Source organism: Mucilaginibacter sp. 22184 (assembly GCF_052045695.1).
Taxonomy (GTDB): domain Bacteria; phylum Bacteroidota; class Bacteroidia; order Sphingobacteriales; family Sphingobacteriaceae; genus Mucilaginibacter.
Map to the genome: position 1 here is coordinate 309,235 of NZ_JBQEPI010000005.1, position 26,328 is coordinate 335,562.

A 26,328-nucleotide genomic window follows, 5' to 3' on the forward strand; every position below is an offset into this window, starting at 1 on the left:
AATATTTCTTGATAAACGAAAAGACAGTAAACTATGTAAACTTAGTTTACAGTTGTTGTTTTAATTTTACATAATTTTCACATGTCACTCATTGCGTAAACTTTTAATCGGGTTAGCAATAGCTGCCTTAATTGTTTGAAAGCTTAGGGTACACAAAGCAGCCAGCAACATGCCGGCACCACTCAAAACAAATATCCACCAGCTGATGGAGGTACGATCGGCAAAGCTTTCCATCCATTTATGCATGGCATACCAGGCCAGAGGCGTAACCAAAACAAAAGCCAGCACAATAAGCAGCACCAATTCAGTTGATAATAAAGCGACTATTTGGGTAACAGAGGCACCTAATACTTTCCTTACTCCTATCTCTTTGGTTCGTAAATTAGTTGTGTACATGGCTAAACCAAGCAAACCAAGGCAACTGATAAATACAGACAAGCCAGTAGCCCAGGTTAATAACGTTGATGTATGTTGCTCCGCATCATAAAATTTGGCAATATTCTCATCAAAGAAATGATATTCAAAATCGTCTTCCGGATAGATCTCTTTCCAAGCCGATTCCATAGCCGAAATGGCCTTTTTCCATTCATTACCGCCGGCTGATTGTGATTTTAACGCGATATGGAATGTGCCGTTATTATAGTGTTCATTACCTTTACTGGTTAAAATAGCCAAAGGTCTGATTGGCGAATGCAGGGATTCATGATAAAAATCGGCAACTACGCCAATGATCTCCATCCGGGTATCGCCGTTGAAATTATTTATCAGCTTACCTACTGCATCTTTAGGATTTTTAAATCCAAATACTTTTGCGCAGGTAGTATTAATTAAAAAACCTTTGGTTGTGTCTGCGGCTTGCAGGTTGCGCCCGGCAAGTAGTTTGATTTTATATACATTAATATAATTTTCATCGCCATATTTTTCTTCCAGATTTATTTTGATCTCCTTTTTCCCGTCTTTATAGGTTGCTTCTGTGGAGTTGCTCGAGCTGGAAGAAGGCGCATCCTTACCCATAGCTATCATCTCTATTTGAGGTATAGCTTTTAGTTTGTTCATAAATACCTGATTACGGCTAACCGTACGATTTTTCCAGGGAGAGTTGATAATTATAATAGCATCCTTTTTAAAACCAAGGTCCTTATGCAGTGCGTAATATATTTGTTTGCCCACCAACACTGTTGCCATGATAAAAAACTGGGCAATTACAAACTGTAAAACTGTTAACGATTTACGCAGCGTAGCGTTACGTGTTTTATGACTATTTGAAGCGGTCTGGTTTTTAAGTACTAAGGCAGGTTTATACCCTGATAACAAAACGGCAGGATAAAATCCGGATAAAATACTGACCACGATTGTTAATATGAACAAAAAAAGGATCAGATCCGGATGTCCCAAAATATCCACTTTAACACCCTGCGGAATAAAATCGGCAAAAAGCTTTAGGATCACCGGGGCTATGGCTACGGAAGCAATTACAGCAATTAAGGTGATTAAAAATGTCTCGCTTAAAAACTGGATAATAAGTTGCACCCGGCTGCTGCCCATGGTTTTGCGTATACCTATTTCTTTAGCCCTCTGTGTAGCCTGTGCGGTAGTTAAATTCACAAAGTTGATGCAACCTAATAATAACAGGAACAAAGCGATCATCAACAAACCATACAAAGTTGTTTTATTGGCGGTGCGATCTCCCCCTGTATCAAAAATTCCATATGTGCCATTAAAATGCAGATCACTTAAGGGTTGCAGGGAGAAGTTCCTGGTGTTGCCTTTATCCTGAGGCTTTGGCGGATTATTTTTCTTTAATATTTCATTTAACTGTTTCTCGATATTAGCAACAGTAGTGTGGGGTGATAACCTGATGAAAAGCTGGGAAGCAGATGTTGTACCGCCCCAGTTTGTTGGTCTTAATTCATTTTGAAGAGCTAAATTTGAATTTGCTGAAGCAGCAGATATAAAATCATGAAAAGTAAAATCATTATTATCTTTTAATGTTTCAACAATACCGCTAACAGATGTGGTTAGCGTATCGTAAGTAACTGTACGCCCCAACATCTGGTTATAAGACAAGGATGGAAAATATTTTTTAGCCTGATCGGTGGTCAATACAACCTGATTAGGCGCATTTAACGCGGTCTTGGCCGAACCGGCCTTCCAGGTATAATTAAACAGCTCAAAGTAATGACCGTCAGCCAGCACAATATTGTCTTGTAACTTAAATTTAACAGGAACGCCTGATTTTGCAGGAATCAACACATTAGGTTGATTAAGCGTAAAGAATGGAGCCGAGATAGCCACCCCGCTCACAGATTTCATTGCTCCGGGCAACGCGCCGGTAACTCCCCTGTTGTTAGTCGCCTCACCAGAGAATGTGTAATTAGAAACTATACGGTATATGCGGTCGCCCTCTGTGAAGGATTGATTGAAGGTAAAATCAAAATGTACGATCAGATAGATTACCAACGCGGCGCTTATACCAATGGATAACCCGATGATATTGATCAGGGTAAAAAGCTTATGCTTACTAAAATTACGTAAAGCGATCTTGAAATAATTTTTGATCATAATGGTATAAATTCTAAGAAACTAATATCTAAACACTAAACAACCTTGGGTTTTGGCTTTTATTCGCTGCGTAAACTTTTTACCGGGTTGGCCATAGCTGCTTTGATAGATTGAAAACTGATAGTTACAAAAGCGATCACAAGGGCAATAACACCCGCCATCACAAACACCCACCACTGTATACTGATACGGAAAGCAAAATCAAGCAGCCATTTACTCATGGCATACCAGGCCATTGGCAAAGCAATAATAGAAGCGATAAGTACCAACTTTAAAAAATCCTTAGATAATTCGGTTACAATCTGTGGGATGCTCGCTCCAAGCACCTTACGTACGCCTATCTCTTTAACACGTTGGCTAATAGTAAATGCCGACAAACCAAACAGACCAAGGCAGGCTATAAATATGGCTATAAAAGAAAATATGGTGAACAAATTGCCTTGCTGCTTTTCGCTATCATACAATTTTTGAAAACGCTCATCCAGAAAGGTATACTCAAATGGAGTTTCGGGCTGTAATTTTTGCCAGGCTTGCTGAATAGCGTTAATGGATGAATTTATATTATTACCCTCGATTTTTATAGATAATCTGCCATAATTATCCCTGCCTGGCATCCTGAATAACAATGGGATAATGCTTTGGTGCAGCGACTCAAAATGAAAATCGTTTAACACACCAATCACTTTGCCCCTTACTCCGCCATAGGTGAGATCTTTTCCTATAGCATTTTCTGAGGTTTTCCAGCCGAGCACTTTTGCAGCAGCAGCGTTGATAACGTAATTATTGCTATCAGTACCAAAATCACGCGAAAAATTGCGCCCGGCAGCCATCTTCATACCAAAAGTAGGTATAAAGCCGTAATCTGTATTTACATATTTAACGTCTGCTTTAACAGGCTGAGATTTACTTCCTTCAAAAACAGATATTCCCTGATCATCCAATAACCTGCCAGATGGAATGCGTGATGAGCGTGCCAGCTCTTTAACCCCGGCATTTTTAGTTACCTCATTTTTAAACGTTTCGAACTGGCTATTGCTGAACGGGTTGGCCATGGTGAGCACATGCTCTTTATCAAACCCCAATGATTTTTGCTGAATATACCTCAACTGTTGAAATACGATAGTGGTAGCAACTATAAGCACAATAGAAACAGAAAATTGTACTACCACCAAAACTTTGCGAAATGATACACCACCGGAGCCTACTTTCAATATTCCCTTCAAAACCTTTACAGGCTTGAATGACGACATGAAGAGGGCAGGATAAATTCCGCTGAGGATGCCTATAAAAAATGGCAATATGAATATAGCCAATAATAATCCGGGCTGATATAAACTGCTGAAACTTAAGCCAAGCTTTGATAAACTATTGATAAACGGTATCAATAACCAGGTAAGTACTAATGCCAGTACCAGCGAAAAGAAAGTGATCAATACCGATTCGCTTAAAAACTGGGTAATTATTTCTTTCCGTTGTGCACCAATCACTTTTCTGATACCAATTTCACGAGCTCTTAATGCCGAACGCGCGGTTGAAAGGTTCATATAATTAATACAGGCTATCAGTAAGATAAACAAAGCAATTGCCGAAAATATATAAACCCGTTTAATATCGCCATTGCTTTCTATTTCAGAATCCAGGTGCGAATGCAGGTGTATATCCAGTAACTTTTGAATATGCAGTTTGCTGTTTTTTGATTCCTGGTAGTTGCCTGGCTGACCTGGGAAATGAACATATTTATCTAAAAAGCCAGGGAATAATGATTCCATATGCTCCACATTATAATTAGGCGGTAAAAGCATATAAGTATAAAAATCATTATTGCCCCAATTGGTATGTAGCTGTTTATCACCATACAGCGTACTATCTTTTAAAGTAATAAATGATAAAAGCATTTCGGGATGCAGGTGCGCATTAGCCGGAAATGGTTTATAAATACCGGTAACCTTAAAATTGAATTGATTAGCCAGCCTGATCTCCTTATTCATCGGATCCTCGTTACCAAAATATTTACGGGCCATGTCTTCGGTCATCATTACCGTAAACGGATCAGAAAGAGCGGTTTTTGGATCACCCTGGATAGTTTTTACAGTAAAAACGTCTACAAAATTTTCATCGGCAAAATATGACCCGTTTTCATTAAGCAATTTATCCTTATAACGCATGGAAACGACACCATTTCCACGCAGCCGGGTTATTTTCTTAATGTCAGGAAATTCATTCTTTAATAAGGGAGCAAATGGCGGAGCTATCGATCCCAGGAAAAGGGTTTGAACCCCGTCTGCGGTGTTGAAACTTCGGGTTACCCTATAAACATCTTTGGCGTTGGTGTTATACTTATCATAACTCAGTTCATTTACGATATAAATCAGGATAAGCATACAGCAGGTTAAACCAATAGTTAATCCAAAAATATTGATGAACGAAATAAATTTATGTCGTGTTACATTGCGTATGGCACTGCGTAAATAATTCTTTAACATGCTTGTAATTATTAAATTTTAAAACCAGACATCCTCCCCAACTATTCTTATAAAAGGAAGGTTAAAATATGTACCAATTATGTAAAATATTAATAAACAGCAAATTACATTTAAATTGATATCCTAACTGTTCGCAGGCGTAACAGTTGGTGTCCGGTTATGATACAGTAAAAAGCAAAAAGCCCGTCAGGCTAATTCCCCAACAGGCTTTTATATATGATTAATAGCTAACTAGTTCACATTCAAATTAACACGACCGTTCCCTCTTACCTGCACCAGTGCGCCTCCCCCATTGAGTTTACCCTGAACCTTTTCCTTTTCTTTGGTACCCTCAAAATTTCCTGTAAAATTAGTTTCTACCTTGTCGCCTCGTAGGTCAAGATCTACACCTTGTTTTGACGGCAGATCCAGGTCAATATGCCCTGAGCTTACATCTATTTTAACATATTTACCTACGCTGTTAAATTGCGCATGAAAACTACCCGAACTGGTTGAAGCTTCCAGTGCACATGATAATTGGGTAAGATTAATACTGCCGCCGCTTGTACCTGTTATCAGCTCGCCGTTAATGCTGTTACCACGAATACTGCCACCGCTTGTGGTTGCATCTATATTACCCTGAAGTCCTTCCAGTTGTAATGACCCTCCGGAAGTTTCCAACCTGATATGCCCAATGCAATTAGCAGCAGTGATGCTCCCTCCGCTGGTTGACAGATCAATATCCTGACCTGAATTACTTACATGAATACTGCCGCCTGATGTTCTGCCTCGAATAGCGCCCGTTAGCCTATCCATGTGCAAACTGCCACCACTGGTTTCAAAAGTTTGTTTACCGGTTAAATTGTCCAGATGGATACTGCCTCCGCTGGTATTCAGATCAGTAGTTACTTGCTTTGGTACAAAAACTTTAAACGATATGTTCAGCGAATTATTCCAGTTAAAAAGGCCCTTGCTTTTGCCTTTGGCTATAGCCTGCACCTCGCCGTTGTTAACGGTTATATCCAGTACATAATTCTCTAAGCGCTTTTTTATTTCATCATTCGAAATATTGCCGATACCATTATTACCGCTGATATATACTTCAACCCGCGGATCCCCATTTCCGGCACCACTCACTGTAATACTGCCGCCCGATGTTTTTACCACAACCGATCTGATGGCAGATTCTTTTAATAATTTGGTCATATAAGGAGCCTGTCCATCACGTTGTGCAAAGGCAATCCAACTTTGGCCGGAGATAAGTAATAACAGTAAATATTTTTTCATGATTGTTTAGTTTGTACACATAAGACCAATATCCGAAGATTATGGTTGCATCCCGTTAAAAATATATCTTATAAATGATTTTCTTCTGTGGTTATTCGCTTTTTAAGCTTTTTACAGGGTTAGCCAATGCCGATTTAATAGACTGGAAGCTGATGGTTAAGAAGGCAATCACAATAGCACCTGTGCCGGCTAATAGTACTATCCACCATTGAAAGTTAACCCGATAGGCAAAACCTTGTAACCATTTGTGCATAAAGTACCAGGCCAATGGCGATGAGATGAGTATGGCTATAAATACCAGTTTAATAAAATCTTTAGTAAGCATGGTTACTATAACGGTAACATCAGCTCCTAATACCTTGCGTATGCCAATCTCTTTGGTACGCTGTTCTGCGGCATATGCGGCTAAGCCAAATAAGCCTAAGCAAGCAATAGCAATAGCCAGCGAGGTAAAAACCACAAATATTTTTCCAACACGTTCTTCTGACCGATAAGTGGCTTCAAAATCCTGATCCATAAAGGAATAAGCAAAATGCTGATTAGGAACCAATGATTCCCATTTGGTTTTTATCTGAGCGAGCAAAGTTGGCAGATTTTGTGTTTGTACCCGTATACTTAAAGCGCCACGGTCTTCTTCCAGAAACAAAGTAACCGGCGAAATATTATCCCGTAAGGAGCTGAAATGGAAATCCTTAATAACACCGATGATATTAAATTTTTTGATGTTTTTACCAGAACTATCCATAGGCCGGTAAATTGGCTTGTTTAAGGGTGAAGTAAGTCCGAGTAAACGTGCGGCTGTTTCATTGATGATCATGGAAGAAGAATCGGTTAGCATATCTGCAGAAAAGTTACGGCCATTGATCAGTTTAATACCAAGAGTATTGATATAATCCTCATCAACCGACCATATCTGAGGTAAAATGGCCCGCTTTTGGTCGAGAGTAGGATCCTGGAACAAGGCCGAGGTATTTCTGTCATCGGCAGTTGGTAAATATCCGGTCATGGTAGCATTAACTACACCCGATAACTGTTTGATCTCCTGTTTGAAAATTTTCGCCTGGTTACCCATTGCGCCTATGTTTTTTACAATGACTACCTGGTTACGATCATATCCCAGGTTTTTATGCTGTATATAGTTAAGCTGATTATAAATAACCAGTGTACCGATGATCAGGATAATGGATATAGAAAACTGGAAAACTACCAGGAAACTCCGGAGCCTGCCACCTTTAAAACCGGCTGACAATTTACCTTTAAGCACATCAACGGGCTGAAACGCTGAAAGGAAAAAAGCCGGGTAAAAACCAGCTAAAGCCCCTATAGTTAATGATATAGCTACGATAACCGGCAGTAGCCAAAACATTGATTGCGAGGTTATAGCCAGTTCCTTATTAGCCATTTGATTAAAGAAAGGCAGCATAACCCATGCTAGCGCCACGGCAATAAGCGTAGATACAAATGTTACTAAAATTGACTCTGTTAAGAATTGAGTGACCAATGAACCACGCCCCGAGCCCAAAACTTTACGCACCCCAACTTCACGTGCCCGGTTGGAGGAACGCGCGGTAGAAAGATTCATAAAATTGACACAGGCTATGAGCAGAATAAACAAAGCAATTGCCGAAAGTATATATACATACTGGATGCTCCCATTGCGCCCCAACTCGCCTATCCGGTTAGAGTGCAAGTGGATATCTTTAAGAGGTATTAAACTCATTTTAAAATAATTACCTGCCTTTTCAAACTCATCGATGGTTAAGTGTACCATGCTTTGCAACTCGATATTGACATGCCTGCGCAAAAAAGCCGGGAGTTGAGCATTCAGTCTTTTATAATCAGCCCCAGGTTTTAGTAAAACATAAGTGTTAAAGTTATTGCTTAACCAGGTTGTTTCTCTGCTTTCAGGGAATGATGACATGGAAAGAAAAAAGTCGTAATTAAAATGTGATTGTTTAGGAATGTCTTTGATAACGCCAGTAATTTTATAATTATCCTTATCATTAAATAGCAATGTTTTACCAACTACATCGGTGCTGTTAAAATACTTTTTAGCTACACTTTCTGTAATTACGGCACTATTGGGTTCCACTAATGCAGTTGTCGGATTTCCATTGATCATGGGTAGGGTAAAAATATCAAACAAGCCAGGATCGCTATAGATCATCATGTTTTCCTGGATGTTCTGATTATCTTTTTTTACGCGCACGCCTCCTCTTGCCTGAAATCGCACCGTATTTTCAACATCAGGAAATTCGCTTTTTAAAACCTGGGCCAAAGGAGCCATGGTTTGGGCATATATGGAATTATTACCACCAAATTTTATTTCAAAATTCACGCGTACTATGCGGTCGGCCTTTTTATTGAATCTATCGTAGCTCAGCTCATCAATCACATAAAAAACAATCAGCAAACAGGTGGCTAAACCAACAGACAAGCCTAAAATATTAATAGCGGTGAAGCCAATATTTTTTCGCAGACCGCGAATGGCAGTTTTGATATAATTTTTTAGCATGATCTTGAAATATTAAAATATTCTTTACTAAAACTCAATCCCACTTTTCTAAAATGCGTTATCTACAAAACATACAATTCAAAGCACAACTCCCCCTATTCGCTTCTTAAACTTTTTATCGGGTTAGTCAACGCGGCCTTTATTGATTGAAAACTAACTGTTGCCAAAGCAATGATTATTGTTAGTAAACCTGCAGCTATAAATACCCAAACCTGGATATTTATACGGTAGGTATAGTTTTGTAACCAAACATGCATGCCATACCACGCTATGGGTGATGCTATCAAAAACGAAATGATCACAAGCGTTAAAAAATCTTTAGATAACAAGGTGGTCAAACTAGAAACTGATGCGCCTAAAACTTTGCGAACACTGATCTCCTTTTGACGATTTTGGGCCATATAAGCCGCTAAGCCAAATAAACCAAGGCACGATATAAATATGGTTAGGCCAGCAAATAAGGTTGCCAACGTACCTGTTCGCTTTTCGTCGTTAAACTTACGGGCATACTCATCGTCGGCAAAATGATACTCAAAGGGATATTCTGAATTGTATTTTTTAAACACGCCTTCGGCACGTTTCAGGTTTTCGGCAGTACTATTTGCTGGGTTTAATTTATAGTGTATCACATTAAACCATGATTTTGGGCCCTGTACAAGCATTGGCCTAACAGGTTCATACGGCGATTCGATGATAAAATCTTTGACCACACCGATAATATGCCAATTACGGTTATCGCCGTTTTTCACGATCTGACCTATTGGATTTTTAAATCCCATAACCTTGGCGGCTGCTTCATTCAGCACCATTGCTGTTGAGTCGGTTGGATAAGTAGCAACATCAATATCCCGACCTGCTACAATTTTTAAACCTATTGTCTTCGCAAAATCGCCATCGGTATTGTAAACAATAAAGTCAATTTTCTGACTCTGATCCTTTCCTTTCCAGTCATAGCCCCAGCTGTCACTCCAGCGCTGCGTAATAGGCGAACTTGTTTTGGTTACCGACATAGCAGCCCCACTGCTAATTAGGTCGCTCCTGATCAATTTGTAGTTCTTTTCAATACTACCCATCATCATCGTATAAACCAGATTATCCTTTTTATAACCTAATTCTCTATCCTGCGCATACTGCATTTGGTTACGCACAATAATGGTACAAATGATAAGCACAATAGCAAAAGTAAACTGTATAACTACCAGTAGTTTACGCGGGGTAACTAAAGCGTTGGCCGCCTTAAACGTGCCTTTTAAAACACTTACCGGCCTAAATGATGATAAATAGAAAGCGGGATAACTGCCCGCTATAGAACCGGTTAGCACTACAAACATTAGAAACACAAGCCAAAAGCTAATATTGCCAAATGGTATAAACAGCTGTTTATCTGTTAATTGATTAAAACCAGAAATGCTGATCTGTACTATAATGAGGGCTACTATACCGGCAATAAAGGCCAGTAATATAGATTCGCCAAGGAACTGGCCTATGAGCGAACCTTTTTGAGCGCCAACCACTTTCCGTATACCTACTTCCCGGGCCCGCCGCTCACTGCGTGCCGTACTCAAATTCATGAAGTTAATGCAAGCAATGAGTAAAATAAACATGGCTATCACCCCAAATAACTTTACCGTATTGATACGGCCACCAACCACTTTGCCATTTTCAAATTCTGAGTATAACCGCCATTTGCTGGCTGGATGCATAAATACATCATCGTCTTTTTGGTCGGAGTGTGATCTGGTGATATTTAAAACCTGTTTATTCAATGCTGTTTCAGTAACATTAGGCTTAGTCAGCACCCAGGTTTGTACTGAATTGTTACCCCAATTTTTCTCATCCTCATGCTCTGTTTTTATCAGGTAGCTCCAGGGTATCAGGTATTCAAAATTAAAACGAGTATTATTGGGCAGTGCTTTCATAACGGCGGTAACCGTAAAATTGTCAACACTATCAATTCTAACTGTTTTGCCGATGGCATTCTCATTGCCAAACAGTTTTTTGGAAAGCTGCTCAGTGATCACGATAGAACTTATTGTATTTAGCGCCGTTTTTGAATTACCTTTTAACAAAGGAAAGCTAAACATGGTCAGGAAACCCGGATCAGTAAAATAACCAGGAACATTTAAGTGTTTATCGCCTACGGTAAACAAAAAGTTAGCTGATGTAGTTCTGGCCACATCTTCTACCCCCGGATATTCCTGCTTTAGGGTTTTAGCCATTACCTTAGGTGTGGTTGGCCAGCACCAAAGTTTACCATCAAAAACCGCACGGTTATAAGCCAGATACAATCGCGATTTATTGGCGTGGAACTGATCGTAGCTCACTTCATTCTGGATCCAAAATAAAATGAGGGCAGCACTTGCCATGCCAATCGCCAAACCAGCTATGTTTATCAGCGAAAATGATTTATGGCGTAATAAATTCCGCCAGGCTATTTTTATGAAGTTCTTGATCATAATGATTGAAATTCTAATTTCTAAACTCTATTTATCTAAAAAATAAATTCTAAATAGCTTTCTGCTTTTAGCCCCTCTACTCATTCTTCAAGCTTTTCACCGGGTTGCTCAAAGCTGCTTTTATAGCCTGCCAGCTTACTGTAAGCATACACACAACTATGCTTATACTTATGGTGGCTATAAATACCCACCAGCTTACATCTGTGCGGTAAGTATAATGGGCCAACCAGCGATTCATGTAATACCAGCTGATAGCCGAACCAATCACAAACGAAATAATAACCAATTGAAGGAATTCTTTTGACAGACTGAACCAAAGGTGGCTGATACTCGCGCCTAACACCTTGCGGATACTTATTTCCTTCTTACGCTGTTCGGCTGCGAATGATGCAAGTCCGAACAAACCTAAACACGATATCACGATAGCCAGTATGGTGAACGAAGTTGATAGCGTGCCCAGTAATTTTTCCGTCTGAAATTTCCCATTAAAGCTTTCGTCAACAAATTTGTATTGAAATGGGTACTCTGGATTATATTTTTTATATATCGCTTCCAGTTTTGCAAGACTTTGTGATACAGGAGCCTTGGGGTTTAAACGCATACCCACTTGCCCAGCCCAGCTTTTATCAAACCCAATGATTACGGGTTTTACCGGTTCATAAGGTGATGCCCAAACAAAATTTTTAACCACGCCTATTACCGTGCATTGTTTTCCCTGCCATTTTACAATTTGGCCTAATGGCTGTTTTAACCGCATCATTTTCACAGCCGCTTCGTTAAGCATTAGCGTTGATGTATCGCCAGTGCGGCTTTCATCAAAATCCCTTCCCTGTAAAACATGCAAGCCAAAGGTTGATGTAAAATGATAGGATACAGCTATCTGGTCAATAGGTATCTTATCCTCGCCGGCAAGCTGTCCGGGCCATGTTACGCCCCAGGTATTGCCATTAGTGTGGGCAATACTACCCGATGTAGCCGCGGCATCTGTTATTGCACCCGAACTGATGGCATCTCTCCTGAAGTTATCAAACTGTTTGATCATATTACCTTCCAGGTCAAACTCTACCAGCCCCTGCTGTAAATAGCCAACCGGCCTGTTTTTGATAAAGCTGATCTGCTTATAGATCAGTATGCTTGAAATGATCAAACAGGTAGCAAATACAAATTGTGTTATCACCAATATCTGCCGGGTGTGCCATATTGTTTTGCCGGTACTATTTACACCTTTTAGTACTTTTACAGGTTTAAATGACGACAAAAACAGAGCCGGATAACTACCTGCCAGCAAGCCAGTTACCAGGGTTACGGCTATGGCTGCAATCCATGCCCAGTAATTAGTGTACGGTATAGTTAACTGCCTGCCGATAAGTTCATTGAACGATGGTAATAGAGCCGACATCAGCAAAAGCGCGAATACAAAAGCAAGGAAAGCTGTAAGTATGGATTCGCCTAAAAATTGCTGTATGATAGCGGCGCGTCTTGCCCCCACAACTTTGCGGATACCCACTTCGCGCGAGCGGCGTTCAGAGCGTGCGGTTGAAAGATTCATGAAATTGATGCAGGCTATCAGTAAGATCCCTATGGCTAATAGCAAAAAGAGGCGTACATATTCAATACTGCCGCCGGTATTTACCCCATTCTTGAAATCGCTATGCAAATGCCAGCTAGTAAAGGGGAATAAAAACAATTTATTCTCCTTATTATCTGCATTATAGCGGGCTACAAGGTTTTTTATTTTACCGCTGAGTGCATCAGCATCTACACCCGGTTTAACCAGTACATAGGTCATAAAGGAATAATTTCCCCAGCCTGAATTTTTGACCCAGGGTTGTGTATTTTCAAAAAGTTTCCAGGATATAAGCGCTTTAAACCGGAAGGTTGAATTTTGAGGCAGGTCTTTTATTACCGCGCTCACTTTTACCAGTTGGGTGCCATTTAACTTTACCGTTTGCCCCATCGGGTCTTTATCGCCAAACAGAGCTTTCACGGCCGATTCGGTCATAATCACCGACGATATATCTTTAAATGCATCCCGCTTGTTACCCTTCACAAAATTAAGCGTAAATATATCCAGGTAAGAAGCATCGGCCGACATCACGTTAAACTTGAGCGGCTTATTGTTATAGTTAAACAATTGATCGTAAGCCCAATTGGTACGTGCGGTGGTTTCTATTTCCGGGTAATCTTTTTGTAATACGCCGGCAAGCTGTACGGGTGTTGCATCGCCGGTACCGATTCCGTTATCGATCGGCTGATTTTTCATTACCTTGTATATCCTGTCCTTCTTCTCGTGAAAACTGTCAAACGTAACTTCATTGTATACATATATCAGCAGTATGAAGCTTACGGCCATCCCCGCGCCTAATCCACCAATATTAATAGCCGAGTATAGTTTATTCTTCACTAAACTTCGCCAGGCTATTTTAAAGTAATTTCTTAACATGGGTTTTAACTTAAATCTACTATTCTATTCGTTTTTGAGGCTATCAACAGGATTAGCAACCGCGGCCTTGATCGATTGAAAACTGATGGTAATAACCGCGATAAACAAGGCAGTTAAACCAGCCAGTACCAAAACCCACCACTGGATATTGATGCGATAAGCAAAATCCTGCAGCCATTTATTCATCAGGTACCAGGCTATGGGCGAGGCTATTAAAAATGATATTAATACCGGTTTTAAAAAATCTTTGGTTAATAAGCTGGTAATTCCAGATACGCTTGCTCCAAGTACTTTGCGGATACCGATCTCCTTTGTCCGTTGCTCCGCAATAAATGCAGCTAATCCAAACAAACCAAGACAAGCTACCAATATGGCCAGTAATGAAAATACCGTTACGGTTTGGGCGGTGTGCTGTTCAGAAACATATAAGTTTTGAATATGGCTGTCCAGAAATTCGTAATCAAAGCTTGAATTAGGCATATTGGTTTTAAAACTACCCTGTAACTGCTGCATAAAACGCGGCAGATCTTTGGTATTATACCTGATAAGCAGTGTTCTTAATGATTCTGGTGCTTTATTCATTTCGTAATATACATAGCCTCCTATCTCGGCTTTAAGTGATTGATAATTGAAGTCCTTTACCACACCACTGATGATAGATTTATCTAACATCTCCGTATCTATCGGTTTTCCAACAGCATCCTGCGGCGATTTGAAGCCAAGATATTTCATAACAGCTTCATTGATCAGCACATAACAAGAGGTATCTCCTTCGGCTAATGTTTGCGGAAGTGAGCTGCCCGCAAGCAGTTTTAATTGCATAGTTTTCACTATGGAACCATCGGTATGGCAGGTTTTTACAGGCAGGCCTTCCTTGTCGGTAATCAGTTTGCGAACACTTCGGCCACTTTCTACATCGCCTGGAACAGACTGAACAGCCGAAAAGCTTTCAACAGCGGCCATGCCTCTCAAATCATTCATGAATGCCGTGAGTTGTTGTTGATTTTGGGCCGATTTTACATTAATGGCGATAATACCGTTTGGATTATAACCAAGATCCCGGCTCCTGATATACCGGATCTGTTGAAGTATAACAATAACCGAAATGATTAAAATAATAGATGACGCGAACTGAAATACCACCAGCCCCCTGCGGATAAGATCGGCAAAGGAGTTTTTCAATTTCAATTTGTTCATGAGCACCAACGGCGAAATGCGCGACAGCGAAAACGCGGGATAGCTGCCGGCTACCAACGTTACAAAACCCCAGGTTGCAACCAAACCCAACAAAATCTGTGGCTCTAAAAATGCCGATGAACTCAATTCAATACCGGTAATGTTTTGGAACCAGGGTTTTACAACCAAAGCAAGCAAATAGCCTACGATGATAGCCATAAGCGAGAGCAAGGCAGTTTCGGTATAAAAGAGCAGCAGTAAGTGACGCTTATCAGCCCCTAAAACTTTATTAACACCTATTCCTTTTGCACGTTTTTGCGAGCGGGCGGTAGCCAGGTTCATGTAGTTGATACAGGCAATTATCAATACCAGCAGTGATAAAAATATCAGCGATTTTACGGTACTGATACTGCCTATCCTGCCGGAGTAACCATCCCTTATATCTGCCGAATAAAGATGGATATCGGCCAAAGGCTGGAATATAAAATTGGTAAAATATTTATTTTCCTTTTTTACATTCTTATCAATAAGCCCGGTGGCAGATGCCTGCACCTTGGCAACATTAGCGCCGGGTTGCAGCAGGCAATAGGTTTCGTAACTGGCATTGCTCCAGTATACATTTTTTCCCATCCATGAATCCTTAATATTATAGATCATATCACAATCGATGGTGCTATTAGCGGGCAAATCGGTGTAAACGCCAGATACATGCAATGTATCACTATTATCTACATAAATGACCTTTCCGAAGGCTGGCTCAGACCCATACAACCTTTGTTTGGCCGATTGTGAAAGCACAATAGATTTTGGCTGGGCAAAAGCGTTTTGCGCATTACCCTCAACAAACTTCATATCAAAGAGGTTAAATACCGTTGAATCGGCCAGGTATAAACCTTTTTCGGCAAAATTTTTATCCCCTGTTTTCAGTGATACCGACGCGCCAAAATCATGTTTAACCAACCTGGCCATACTTTTAACCTGTGGAATGTTTTGAACTATAGCCGGGCCGACGGAGTTGGGTAACTCTGCCCAAACCTTATAGTTATATTGAGCAGTTGTTTTCATATTTACCCGGTAAATGTTTTTAGCATTTTTATACATACGGTCAAAACTCAACTCGTAAGAAATGCAGGCAAACAGTGTTATACAAACGCACATACCAATGGCCAATCCCACCATATTAAGCGAGGTGAAAAGTTTATTGGTAATAAGATTACGCCAGGCTATTTTTATAAAATTTTTGATCATAATAATTGAAATTCAAATTTTAAACGCTAAATCGCTTCCAGTTCCTTTATTCATTTTTCAAGCTCTCAACCGGATTGGCAATTGCAGCTTTGATCGATTGAAAACTTACGGTAACAACAGCGATATGTAAAGCCGCTACACCAGCCAGTACCAAAACCCACCATTGAATATTTATTCTGTAAGCAAACTCCTGTAACCATTTATTCATCAGGTACCACGCTATGGGCGAGGCTATTACAATAGAAATGAATACGAGCTTAATAAAATCTTTAGACAGCATGCCTGCAATAGCCGATACACTGGCGCCCAATACCTTGCGTATCCCTATTTCTTTGGTGCGCTGCTCGGCAGCATACGCGGCCAGGCCGAATAAGCCCAAACAGGCAATGATTATAGCCAACGAGGTAAATACGATAAATATTTGCCCGGTACGCCGCTCCATACGGTACGAAGCATCAAACTCCTGATCCATAAACGAGTAATTGATCTGAACATTAGGGGATAATTCCTTCCATCTGTCTTTTATTTGAGATAGCAACGCCGGCAGGTTTTTGGTATCCACCCTGATACTTAAGGCCCCAGTATTTTCGGCAAGCGTCATCACAACCGGGCTAACGCTTTCGCGCAGGGAATTGAAATTAAAATCCTTTACTATCCCAACTATATGATATTGCTTTACATTATCTAACGAATGTTTGCCCCCCTGGCTTCTATACAGGGTTTTGTTTATCCCATCATTAAGCCCCAGAAACTTAGCGGCCGACTCATTCAGTATAATGCCGTTAGAATCGGTAGGCATATCCTTGGAGAAGCTGCGTCCTGCCACCATCTTCATGTCGAGTGTTTTTACATAATCTTCATCAATTTCCCAGCTTTGCGGGAATAGCGATTTTTTTTGATCAAGGGTGGCATCTTTATAATAGATCGAGGTGTTTTTCCAGTTGGAAGTAGGCAGAAAGCCTGTCATAGTAGCATTAATAACACCTGGAATTTCTTTTACCTCCTGTTTAAACGTTTTGGCCTGCCGGTTAAGCTCAAAAACGTTTTGAACAATGAGTACCTGGTTACGGTTGTAGCCTAGGTTTTTTGTTTGAATGTAATTCAGCTGGTTATAGATCACCAACGTACCAATGATCAGAAAAATAGATATGGAGAATTGAAATACCACCAGAAAACTCCTGAGCCCGCTGCCTTTAAACCCAGTAGCTAATTTGCCTTTTAAAACTTCAACCGGTTGAAATGCCGACAGGTAAAAAGCAGGATATGAGCCTGCAATTCCACCTACAATTAAAGAGATGAGTAATAACGACGGAACTATCCACACCAACGACTGGCCGTTAATGAGCAATTCTTTACCTGATAACTGATTGAACACCGGCAATAAAAACAAAGCCGCTACGAACGCTAACAGGGTTGCTACAAATGTAACCAGTACCGATTCGGTTAAAAACTGGGCGATTAACTGTTTACGATCAGAGCCTAAAACTTTACGCACCCCAACCTCACGTGCCCGGTTTGACGAACGCGCGGTAGAAAGATTCATGAAGTTTACACAGGCTATTAAAAGAATAAAAATGGCTATTGCCGAAAATATATAGATGTATTGCGTAGTGCTATTTGGACTTAACTCACCGCTCAGATTAGATTTTAGGTGAATATCAGTCAAGGGAATGAGGTTCATTTTGAAAAAACTACCACTTTTTTCAAAAGCTTCAATGCTCATATTTACCTGAGCCTGCATTTGGGCGCCACTGAATTTCTTTAATAATGCCGGAAAACTGGCTTCCAATTTTTTGGCGTCGGTACGGTCTTTTAATAAAACATAAGTATTATAGTCGCTTCGCAACCATTCATTGGAACGACTATCTGGCCAGGTAGACATGGAAATGAAGAAATCAAAATTAAAATGCGACTGCTTCGGTACATCACGAATTACACCGGTAACTTTAAACGGGGTATTATCATTTAACAGCAGTGTTTGGCCTACAACATTAATGCTGTTAAAATATTTTTTGGCTGTAGTTTCGGTAATTACAACGCTGTTGGGTTCGGTAAGGGCCGATGACGGGCTTCCGTTGATCATCGGTAAGGTAAAAATAGCAAACAATGAAGGATCGGCATAAGCCAGTCTATTCTCCAGTATAGTGGAATTGCCTTTTTTAACGTGCCAACTACCGGCATTCTTTAAGCGGACAGCATTTTCAACGTAGGGATATTCTGCTTTTAGGGTTTTGGCCAGGGGCGGCATACATACAGCATATTGTACGCTGTTGTCGCCCAGTTTAAGATCTTCATTTACCCGGAAAATTCTGCTGGCCTGGGTGTTATACCGGTCGTAGCTCAATTCATCAATTACGTATAATATGATGAGCAGGCAGGTTGCCAATCCTAAAGCTAAGCCCAGGATATTAATAGCAGTAAACCCTTTGTTTTTTTGAAGACCGCGGAAAGCTGTTTTTATATAATTTTTGATCATTTACTTAAGCGTTAAATATTTACCATTATAAAACACCATTTCCCTATCTTCTTAAAAACCAAAGGCTTATTTCATGCTTTCTTAAAAATTGAAGGATATTTTGAACTATCCCTGTGGAATCAAAACATAAAACTCAGGCTATCCCCTCCCCATTAGGGGAAGGGAAGCGAGGCACTTACTAACTTATATAAACTATTTTTAGGCTTGTGATAAGGCTTGGCTTAAACCATTATGTTTTCCATAACGCTTTGACCGTCAAGCAGGCGAATGATACGGTGGCTATAACGGGCATCGTGCTCAGAGTGTGTAACCATGATAATGGTGGTTCCCTGTTCGTTAAGATCGGTAAGCAGTTCCATTACATCGTTACCGTTGCTGCTGTCCAGGTTACCGGTGGGCTCATCCGCTAGTATTAATTTAGGCTTGTTAACTACCGCGCGGGCAATAGCCACACGCTGTTGCTGACCACCTGATAACTGCTGCGGATAGTGATTGCGACGATGCATGATCTGCATTTTATCCAACACCTCTTCCACCCTTTTTACCCTATCGGCCGATGCCACGCCGGTGTATATTAATGGCAGTTCAACGTTTTCAAATACGGTTAATTCGTCGATCAGGTTAAAGCTCTGGAATACAAAGCCAATATTGTGTTTGCGTAGGTCGGCACGTTTACGTTCAGTAAAATGAGCTACCTCGATATCGTTAAAAATATAGCTGCCAGCATCCGGATCATCCAACATGCCTAAAATATTAAGCAATGTTGATTTACCGCAACCGGATGGACCCATAATGGCCACAAATTCGCCGGTAGCAATTTCAATCGATAGCTTATTTAAAGCTATGGTCTCTACCTCTTCGGTACGGTAGAATTTCTCAAGATTAGTAATTTTTATCATTGGTGCCTCCTGCATCATTTCTGCCACATGGCAGATAGATTTATTTTTTTATGTTTCGTTAAGTTAATTAGTTTTATATATGATGTTTTTGAACTGCTTTTCGTTGCAGTTATACCTATTTATTTTTTCAATACCAGCTCTTGTATATCGCCATAAGTTTCATAGCTTGAGGTAATTACCTTATCGCCAGGTTTCAGGCCATCGGTTACCACAAAGTAATCCGGGCTTTGTCTGTCAAGGTGTATATCTACCTTATATGCTTTTGTACCGTCCTCACTTACTTTAAATATCCAGTTACCGCCGGTTTGCTGGTAAAAGCCACCTTTAGGTAATAATACAGCTGTGGTCTCATCGCTTAAAGCCAGTCTTACCTGTAGTGTTTGGCCTTTCCTGATACCTTTTGGCACTGTACCTACAAATTGCATATCAACCTGGAACCTGCCGGCAGTTATGGTGGTAAAAACCTTTTTGATCACCAGATTATAAGTTTTATCAGCAAACTGAAAATCACCTTTTAAACCGGTATACACACGTGAAAGGTAATGCTCGTCAATATCAACCCTTGCCTTAAATCCCGACTGAACATCAATCTGTCCCAGGTGCTCACCTTGCTTCTTATTCTGACCAACTTCCGCATCCATAGAGGTGAGCTGACCATCAACAGGGGCTCTTAAAGTAAGGCTTGCTACTTTTTTACGCATCAGCTCCAATGTGGTTTTCATGTGCGCATATTGTTCCTGTGATTGCGATGCCTGTTGTTTAACCAGTGCCGTATCCTGCGATAATATTTTCTTGGCTAATTTATAACGGTTAACCTGATAATCGTACATGTTTTTATCAGATTGATATTGTTGCAAACCGATAGCTTTTTGATCGTAAAGATGTTTGTCCAGCTTATATACCCTTTCGGCTTCTTTGTAGGCGTTCTCTACATCAGCCATAGTATTTAGCTTAGTAATAGTATTTTGCTGAGCGTTATTATGCGATATCTGCATCTGGGTTTGCTCGGCATATACAGCAGTTTCCTGGTTAGCCAGACTCAGTTCCAGATCGGTATTGGAAAGTTTTAAAATTGGATCGCCCTTTTTCAAGTTAGCACCGTCTTCAACATATTTCTGTTCTACTACCCCGCCTTCTGTTGCATCAAGATATATGGTGGTTAGCGGCATCACTACCCCATTAACCGGAATAAATTCCTGAAATGGGCCTTTGGTAATGGTACTAATAGTTATACGTTCGGTATCTACATCAAGCTTACTTTTACCCGATGTACCATAAATAACCCCTCCTATCAATAAAGCAAGGCCTGTTATGCCCGCAATTGTGAGTATTCGCTTATTGTTCCAGGTCTTCTTTTCAATTTTTCTGTCCACTGTAGTTTATTATATTTTGATAAGTCATAACAAAAAGATATGCCACAAATTAAATTACTGTAATTCAGTTCATTAAACAGTAAATAGCCAATTAAAGCGTACGCTTCTGTTACAGCAAGTGTCCGGTTATGATACAGTGGGTTGATTTTGCCGTAATCCTTCATTATTGATTTACAGTTTAATACTTGTATTATAATAACTGGTATGAAATTTAAGCAATTTAGTTCAGTAGTTCATTGGCTCATTAGTTCGTTGGTAGCAATAGTCTGTTATATTTGTCAATATAAGCAACGGCACAATGAACAATTGAATCCGTGAACTAATGAACAACGCAAAAACATGATACTAAAAAAGGCTACTATTTTAATTGTCGACGACGATCCGGACGTGCTTACCGCTGTTAAGCTTTTACTAAAAACAGAGGCTCAGGAAGTAATTACCGAGAAAAACCCGGAAAATTTAAACTGGTTGCTGCAGCGCAATGAGGTTGATCTGGTGTTGCTGGATATGAATTTTAACAGCGCTATAAATACAGGTAATGAGGGTTTATATTGGTTACGCAAGGTAAAGGATCGGAAACCCAATGTATGTGTGATCATGATTACCGCTTATGGCGATATTGACCTGGCGGTACGTTCCTTAAAAGAAGGTGCCAACGATTTTATTGTGAAGCCTTGGCACAACGAAAAATTAATCACCACCATAAAAGAACTCCTGGATAAAAAAGAGGGCGTAAAAACTACCAAAACCGCTGTAAAAAGCACCGCCGGTGATACTTCCATCCTGGGCGAATCGGAAGTGATGCAGGATATTTTTTACAAGGTGAATAAAATTGCCCCTACAGATGCCAATATCCTGCTGCTGGGCGAAAACGGAACCGGCAAAGATCTAATGGCCAAAGCCATACACGAGCGTTCGCTGCGTGCAGATAAACCATTTATCAAAGTGGATGTGGGTGCCCTCACCGATACTTTGTTCGAGAGTGAGCTTTTTGGTCATAAAAAAGGTGCTTTTACAGATGCCCGGGAAGATCGTACCGGTCGTTTTGAAGACGCGCAGGGCGGTACCCTGTTCCTGGATGAGATAGGTAACATTAGCCTGCAGCAACAGGCAAAGCTGCTTACCGTACTGCAAAACCGGCAGGTAACACGCCTGGGTACTAATAAAGCTGTTGATATTGACATCAGGTTAATCTGCGCTACCAACGTACCCATGCAGGAACTGGCTAATGAAAATCGCTTCCGGAAGGACTTGATCTACCGTATCAATACCGTCGAGATCAATATGCCGCCGTTACGCAGGCGTAATGAAGATATTACCATATTGGCCCGCCACTTTGCTAAATTGTATGCCGGTAAATACCTTAAACCTTCGGTAGATTTTGATGCCGCTGCTTTACAAAAATTAAAATCATACAATTATCCAGGTAATGTGCGCGAGCTGCAATACACCATTGAGCGGGCAGTGATCATGGCCGACGAAAACATATTGCGGCCAGACGACCTGATATTTTCGATCCTGGAAACAGCACCTGAAACTGTTATTGATGACGACAATATCCAGCTGAGCACTTTGGAGAAGAATGCCATACTAAGGGTTATTGAAAAACACAATGGCAATATAACACGGGCCGCAAAAGAATTGGGATTAACCCGCACAGCCCTATACCGCAGATTAAGCAAATATGATATTTAACCGATATGAATGGCGGCTGTTGCTGCGCGTATTCCTGATGTTCCTGGCGCTGGTTGCCGCCGCCTTTGTTATTGTTAGCGGTAAACCACTTTACCTGGTAATTTTTATACCGCTCATCGTATACGCGGTTATTGAAATGATCCGTTTTCAGAAAAAAGCGCAGGATGAGGTAAACCAGTTTGTGGAATCGATACATTACCGCGATTTTTCACGGCATTTTGACGTTCGCCGGGCACCTAATGAATTGAAACCGCTGCGTAAAGGTTTCAATGATATCAATACTACCTTTAAACTCATCAGCCGCGAGCGCGAAACCCAGTATCACTATCTGCAAAAGATCCTGGAATTGGTTGATACAGGCATCCTCTCATTCGAGGAAGAAACAGGCAACATCAGCTGGATCAATGAGGCCTTTAAGAACCTTATAGGTATCCCCTATCTTAAAACTGTGCACTCGCTTGAAAAACGAGATCCGGCCTTGTATCTGGAATTGATTAAAGTAAAGCCCGGCGATAGTAAGATCATCACCATGACCCGCAACCAGCAATTGGTAAAAATGCTCATCACGGCCAGTGTTATGCGCAGCGATGATATACTATATAAGCTGATAGCCTTTCAGAACGTAAGCGAGGCGCTGGATGAAACCGAATCAAAAGCATGGTCGAAATTGCTCAACGTAATGACCCATGAGATCATGAATTCGGTTGCCCCTATATCATCCTTAGCCGATACGTTAAAAAACAGATTGCAAAGTCCAGAGATCACCGGGGCGATACAGAGCAGCGAACTGGAAGATCTGGAACTGGGTATCGATACCATCAAAAGACGCAGCGAGGGCTTGCTCAAATTTACCGAAAGCTATCGCAGCCTTAACAAGATCACCAAGCTCGATTTGAATAAGATACTGGTACGCGATCTGTTCGAAAACCTGGCCAGCCTGATGCGGCCAACGTTGGAGAAAAAACATATCGAACTGGAGATCATCCTGCGCGATCCTACCCTGGCCATACAAGCTGATATTAACCTCATAGAGCAGGTAATGATCAACCTGCTGGTAAATGCCATAGAAGCTGTAAAAGACCGCGAGGAGCCGCGCTTAATACTATCAGGAGAGTTACAGAACAACAGCAAAACCCTCGTAAAAGTAACCGACAACGGTTTAGGTATGCCTCCTGAATTACTCGATAAGATTTTTATACCTTTCTTCAGTACCCGTAAAACCGGCAGTGGTATTGGTCTCAGCTTATGCAAACAGATCATGCTGCTACACAAGGGTAACATACAGGTACAATCAACCGAAGGTAAGGGATCATCATTTATTTTGCAGTTTATACCGTAGGGCCCCCGACTTCAAATATCATCAAGTTGAGGATACTCCGCAGGAGTAAAAGCTTTGTAGAAAACAAAAAATATGTATTTAGCATGCCGTAGGTATGCAACAGGAGTACAGTACCTACGGCACTAAATTGGAATCAACTTTTTTCTACAAAGCTTTAACCCCTATGGGGTTTGCGGAAATTTTCAACCAAATTGTATCCCCCCTCCTATATATGGGAAGCACCATGCACATACTTTTACCCTTTATTTGCCTCATTTAAAAAGCAACTATTACCTTTGATACAGAATATCTTTTTATAAATAGAGGCAGTACAGTATATGAAAACCTATAAATTTGAGGCATTCACTTCCGATATTGAGAAGAATATCCGCGATGGAATTTATAAGCCGGGTTATAAACTTCCTTCTGTACGCCACTTAAAAAAACAATATCATACCAGCATTAGCACTATTCAAAATGGTTATGACTACTTAATCATACTGGGTTTAGTAACCAGCATTCCCAAGTCTGGCTATTATGTAGCAACGCCTTCAAATCCAAAGCAAAAAAACACATTGCAAGATAATCCCGTAGTCAGAGATGCCATTTTTGAAAGAAATATGGAACTCATAACCGCATCCCGGGGCGAAAAAAAAATAGCAGAATTTAATGTAGCAACACCTGGCGATCTGATGATATCGCAAAAACTATTGCTGAGAACCATGCAGCAAGTGATACGGGAAAAAGGCGCGGGCCTGCTAAGATATTATCCTACCAATGGTTCCGAAGATTTAAAGACCAACATTATAAAACATGCTGCCGGGTACCAGACACGGATCAATCCAAAGGAATTATTGATTACCGATGGCGCATTGCAGGCGCTTTATATTGCCCTATCGGCAGTATGTAATGCGGGTGATATAGTTGCGGTAGAAAGTCCCTGCGTTTTTTCTATACTGGAGGTGATCAGGGTACTTAACCTTAAGGTGATCGAAGTACCGGTTGATCTGGTGAATGGTTTTGATGTCGATTTTTTAAAAAAGGCCTGCCAGAAAAACAAAATAAAAGCGGTTGTCATTACGCCCAATTTTCATAATCCTACAGGCCTATTGCTTGCTGATGAGCTTAAAAAAGAACTCGTTAATGTAATACAGCAATACGATATTGCCGCTATTGAAAATGACATTTATGGCGATTTAAACTTTAGCGGTAAGCGCCCGTCTACGCTCAAAAGTTATGATGAAAGCGGATTGGTTATCACCTACTCATCATATGCCAAAACGCTCGCCCCGGGCATCCGTTTAGGTTGGTTATCGACGGGCAAGTTTCTGAAGCGGGCCGAGCAAATTAAATTTTCAATGGGTAGTACCGTTTCACCGGTCTATCAGGAAACCGTCAATCGTTTATTAGAAACAAACAGTTATGACCGCCATATCCGCGCGTTCAGAACACGATTGGCAAAAAATGCGCACTTTACCATCAACCTTCTATCGGCGCATTTTCCTAAAGGTACATTTATTGTACCGCCTTCTGGTGGTTACAACTTATGGGTAAAGATGCCCGATTATATAGATATGCATGATTTTTACCATCAGTGCGAGCGAATAGGCATTAAATTTACGCCGGGTTATACTTTTTCTTTTTCAGGCATGTTTCCAAATAATTTCAGAATTGTATTCGCAGATCAATATTCTTCCCTAAAAATCAAAGCATTGGAGCTTTTAGGTGAAGCTGTATCAGTATAACTGTACTGGTTATTTTTACATAATCTGTATCTGTATCGATAGTAGCATTGGTTTTAGTTTTGACACCATAAAATGTCAAAATGAATTCAGTAATCATAACCAAATTTACCATCGCTACCCAACAAGGCATGGATACGTTATTATACCTCACCCAAACTATCGCCCGGGAAAAATTTTCGTCCCTGCTCCTACCAGAACAAGTAGAGAATTATCTTTCAGAAAACTTTAGTGAAAAGGCGTTGATGGTTGAAGTCAACAGCATGTCTAATCAATGGCTGGTAGTTTACGCCAATGATAAACCAGCAGGCTTTGCACGGATTACGTCCAAAGGAGAAAAGCCAAAAGCTATAGTACAGAACCGTGTTATCCGGATTGCTGATTTTGGTATACTTACGGCATACACTGAGCCCGCCATCTGTCAATCATTATTTGATAAATGCTTATCCGTTTGCAAGTCCTACCAAGCAACCTGGATCAATGAATATGCAGAAAATCCCTTCATCAGCTTTTTTGAATCCCAGGGTTTTATCAAACAAAATGAAGAATACAGGCTGGATGAACTCCCATTGCCCTCTGTTTGTCTGATAAAGCAATCTGGTTATTGATCAGCAAGTATCGCTCTCCCTTAAAAACACTCAGCAGTTTTCGTCATGCCTTTTATATCGGTAAAAGC

General features: G+C 40.6%; 14 protein-coding genes. 4 read left to right on the plus strand and 10 right to left on the minus strand.

From position 1 onward, the window contains the following. Positions 1-84 precede the first annotated feature (84 nt). The 10 genes from ACTJKG_RS13320 to ACTJKG_RS13365 all read right to left on the minus strand — a co-directional run bounded on the left by ACTJKG_RS13320 (position 85) and on the right by ACTJKG_RS13365 (position 20,897). Complete coding sequence (locus ACTJKG_RS13320) at positions 85-2,562, minus strand: ABC transporter permease (protein WP_440739484.1); 2,478 nt, start codon at positions 2,560-2,562, stop codon at positions 85-87. A gap of 59 nt (positions 2,563-2,621) precedes the next feature. Further along, positions 2,622-5,045, minus strand: coding sequence for an ABC transporter permease (locus ACTJKG_RS13325; RefSeq protein WP_440739485.1), 2,424 nt, complete (start codon positions 5,043-5,045; stop codon positions 2,622-2,624). Positions 5,046-5,276: 231 nt separating this feature from the next. Beyond that, the gene (locus ACTJKG_RS13330; protein WP_172333576.1) at positions 5,277-6,311 is read right to left on the minus strand and encodes a DUF4097 family beta strand repeat-containing protein; all 1,035 of its coding nucleotides are present in this window, start codon (positions 6,309-6,311) and stop codon (positions 5,277-5,279) included. Positions 6,312-6,402: 91 nt separating this feature from the next. Further along, a complete protein-coding gene (locus ACTJKG_RS13335; RefSeq protein WP_440739486.1) occupies positions 6,403-8,826 on the minus strand; it encodes an ABC transporter permease in 2,424 nt (807 codons plus the stop codon). Positions 8,827-8,921: 95 nt separating this feature from the next. Further along, the gene (locus ACTJKG_RS13340) at positions 8,922-11,282 is read right to left on the minus strand and encodes an ABC transporter permease (RefSeq protein WP_440739487.1); all 2,361 of its coding nucleotides are present in this window, start codon (positions 11,280-11,282) and stop codon (positions 8,922-8,924) included. Between the two features lie 76 nt (positions 11,283-11,358). Further along, positions 11,359-13,725 (minus strand): ABC transporter permease, encoded by a 2,367-nt coding sequence (locus ACTJKG_RS13345; RefSeq protein ID WP_440739488.1) that lies wholly within the window; start codon positions 13,723-13,725, stop codon positions 11,359-11,361. A gap of 24 nt (positions 13,726-13,749) precedes the next feature. Beyond that, entirely contained in the window at positions 13,750-16,149 is a 2,400-nt protein-coding gene (locus tag ACTJKG_RS13350; protein WP_440739489.1) for an ABC transporter permease, read from the minus strand. Positions 16,150-16,195: 46 nt separating this feature from the next. Beyond that, on the minus strand, positions 16,196-18,625 hold the full coding sequence (locus ACTJKG_RS13355; protein ID WP_440739490.1) for an ABC transporter permease: 2,430 nt from the start codon (positions 18,623-18,625) through the stop codon (positions 16,196-16,198). Positions 18,626-18,846: 221 nt separating this feature from the next. Beyond that, entirely contained in the window at positions 18,847-19,524 is a 678-nt protein-coding gene (locus ACTJKG_RS13360; protein WP_172333582.1) for an ABC transporter ATP-binding protein, read from the minus strand. 119 nt (positions 19,525-19,643) lie between these two features. Next, a complete protein-coding gene (locus ACTJKG_RS13365) occupies positions 19,644-20,897 on the minus strand; it encodes an efflux RND transporter periplasmic adaptor subunit (protein ID WP_172333583.1) in 1,254 nt (417 codons plus the stop codon). Positions 20,898-21,236: 339 nt separating this feature from the next. Between ACTJKG_RS13365 and ACTJKG_RS13370 the strand changes: the two genes are divergently transcribed. The 4 genes from ACTJKG_RS13370 (at position 21,237) to ACTJKG_RS13385 (ending at position 26,260) form a co-directional block, all read left to right on the plus strand. Further along, positions 21,237-22,592: a sigma-54-dependent transcriptional regulator gene (locus ACTJKG_RS13370; RefSeq protein ID WP_440739491.1), complete on the plus strand. Its 1,356-nt coding sequence runs from the start codon at positions 21,237-21,239 to the stop codon at positions 22,590-22,592. Next, complete coding sequence (locus ACTJKG_RS13375; RefSeq protein ID WP_440739492.1) at positions 22,582-23,931, plus strand: sensor histidine kinase; 1,350 nt, start codon at positions 22,582-22,584, stop codon at positions 23,929-23,931. Before ACTJKG_RS13370 ends, ACTJKG_RS13375 begins: the two co-directional genes overlap by 11 nt. 317 nt (positions 23,932-24,248) lie before the next feature. Then, positions 24,249-25,655, plus strand: a complete 1,407-nt coding sequence (locus ACTJKG_RS13380; RefSeq protein WP_440739493.1) for a PLP-dependent aminotransferase family protein — start codon at positions 24,249-24,251, stop codon at positions 25,653-25,655. An 80-nt stretch (positions 25,656-25,735) separates the two neighbouring features. Next, entirely contained in the window at positions 25,736-26,260 is a 525-nt protein-coding gene (locus ACTJKG_RS13385; RefSeq protein WP_440739494.1) for an N-acetyltransferase, read from the plus strand. Positions 26,261-26,328 lie beyond the last annotated feature (68 nt).

Bases quoted from the DNA above. Each gene is read 5' to 3' on its own strand.
- ACTJKG_RS13320 (WP_440739484.1), bottom strand. From the start codon at position 2,562: ATGATCAAAAATTATTTCAAGATCGCTTTACGTAATTTTAGTAAGCAT.
- ACTJKG_RS13325 (WP_440739485.1), bottom strand. From the start codon at position 5,045: ATGTTAAAGAATTATTTACGCAGTGCCATACGCAATGTAACACGACAT.
- ACTJKG_RS13330 (WP_172333576.1), bottom strand. From the start codon at position 6,311: ATGAAAAAATATTTACTGTTATTACTTATCTCCGGCCAAAGTTGGATT.
- ACTJKG_RS13335 (WP_440739486.1), bottom strand. From the start codon at position 8,826: ATGCTAAAAAATTATATCAAAACTGCCATTCGCGGTCTGCGAAAAAAT.
- ACTJKG_RS13340 (WP_440739487.1), bottom strand. From the start codon at position 11,282: ATGATCAAGAACTTCATAAAAATAGCCTGGCGGAATTTATTACGCCAT.
- ACTJKG_RS13345 (WP_440739488.1), bottom strand. From the start codon at position 13,725: ATGTTAAGAAATTACTTTAAAATAGCCTGGCGAAGTTTAGTGAAGAAT.
- ACTJKG_RS13350 (WP_440739489.1), bottom strand. From the start codon at position 16,149: ATGATCAAAAATTTTATAAAAATAGCCTGGCGTAATCTTATTACCAAT.
- ACTJKG_RS13355 (WP_440739490.1), bottom strand. From the start codon at position 18,625: ATGATCAAAAATTATATAAAAACAGCTTTCCGCGGTCTTCAAAAAAAC.
- ACTJKG_RS13360 (WP_172333582.1), bottom strand. From the start codon at position 19,524: ATGATAAAAATTACTAATCTTGAGAAATTCTACCGTACCGAAGAGGTA.
- ACTJKG_RS13370 (WP_440739491.1), top strand. From the start codon at position 21,237: ATGATACTAAAAAAGGCTACTATTTTAATTGTCGACGACGATCCGGAC.
- ACTJKG_RS13375 (WP_440739492.1), top strand. From the start codon at position 22,582: ATGATATTTAACCGATATGAATGGCGGCTGTTGCTGCGCGTATTCCTG.
- ACTJKG_RS13380 (WP_440739493.1), top strand. From the start codon at position 24,249: ATGAAAACCTATAAATTTGAGGCATTCACTTCCGATATTGAGAAGAAT.
- ACTJKG_RS13385 (WP_440739494.1), top strand. From the start codon at position 25,736: ATGAATTCAGTAATCATAACCAAATTTACCATCGCTACCCAACAAGGC.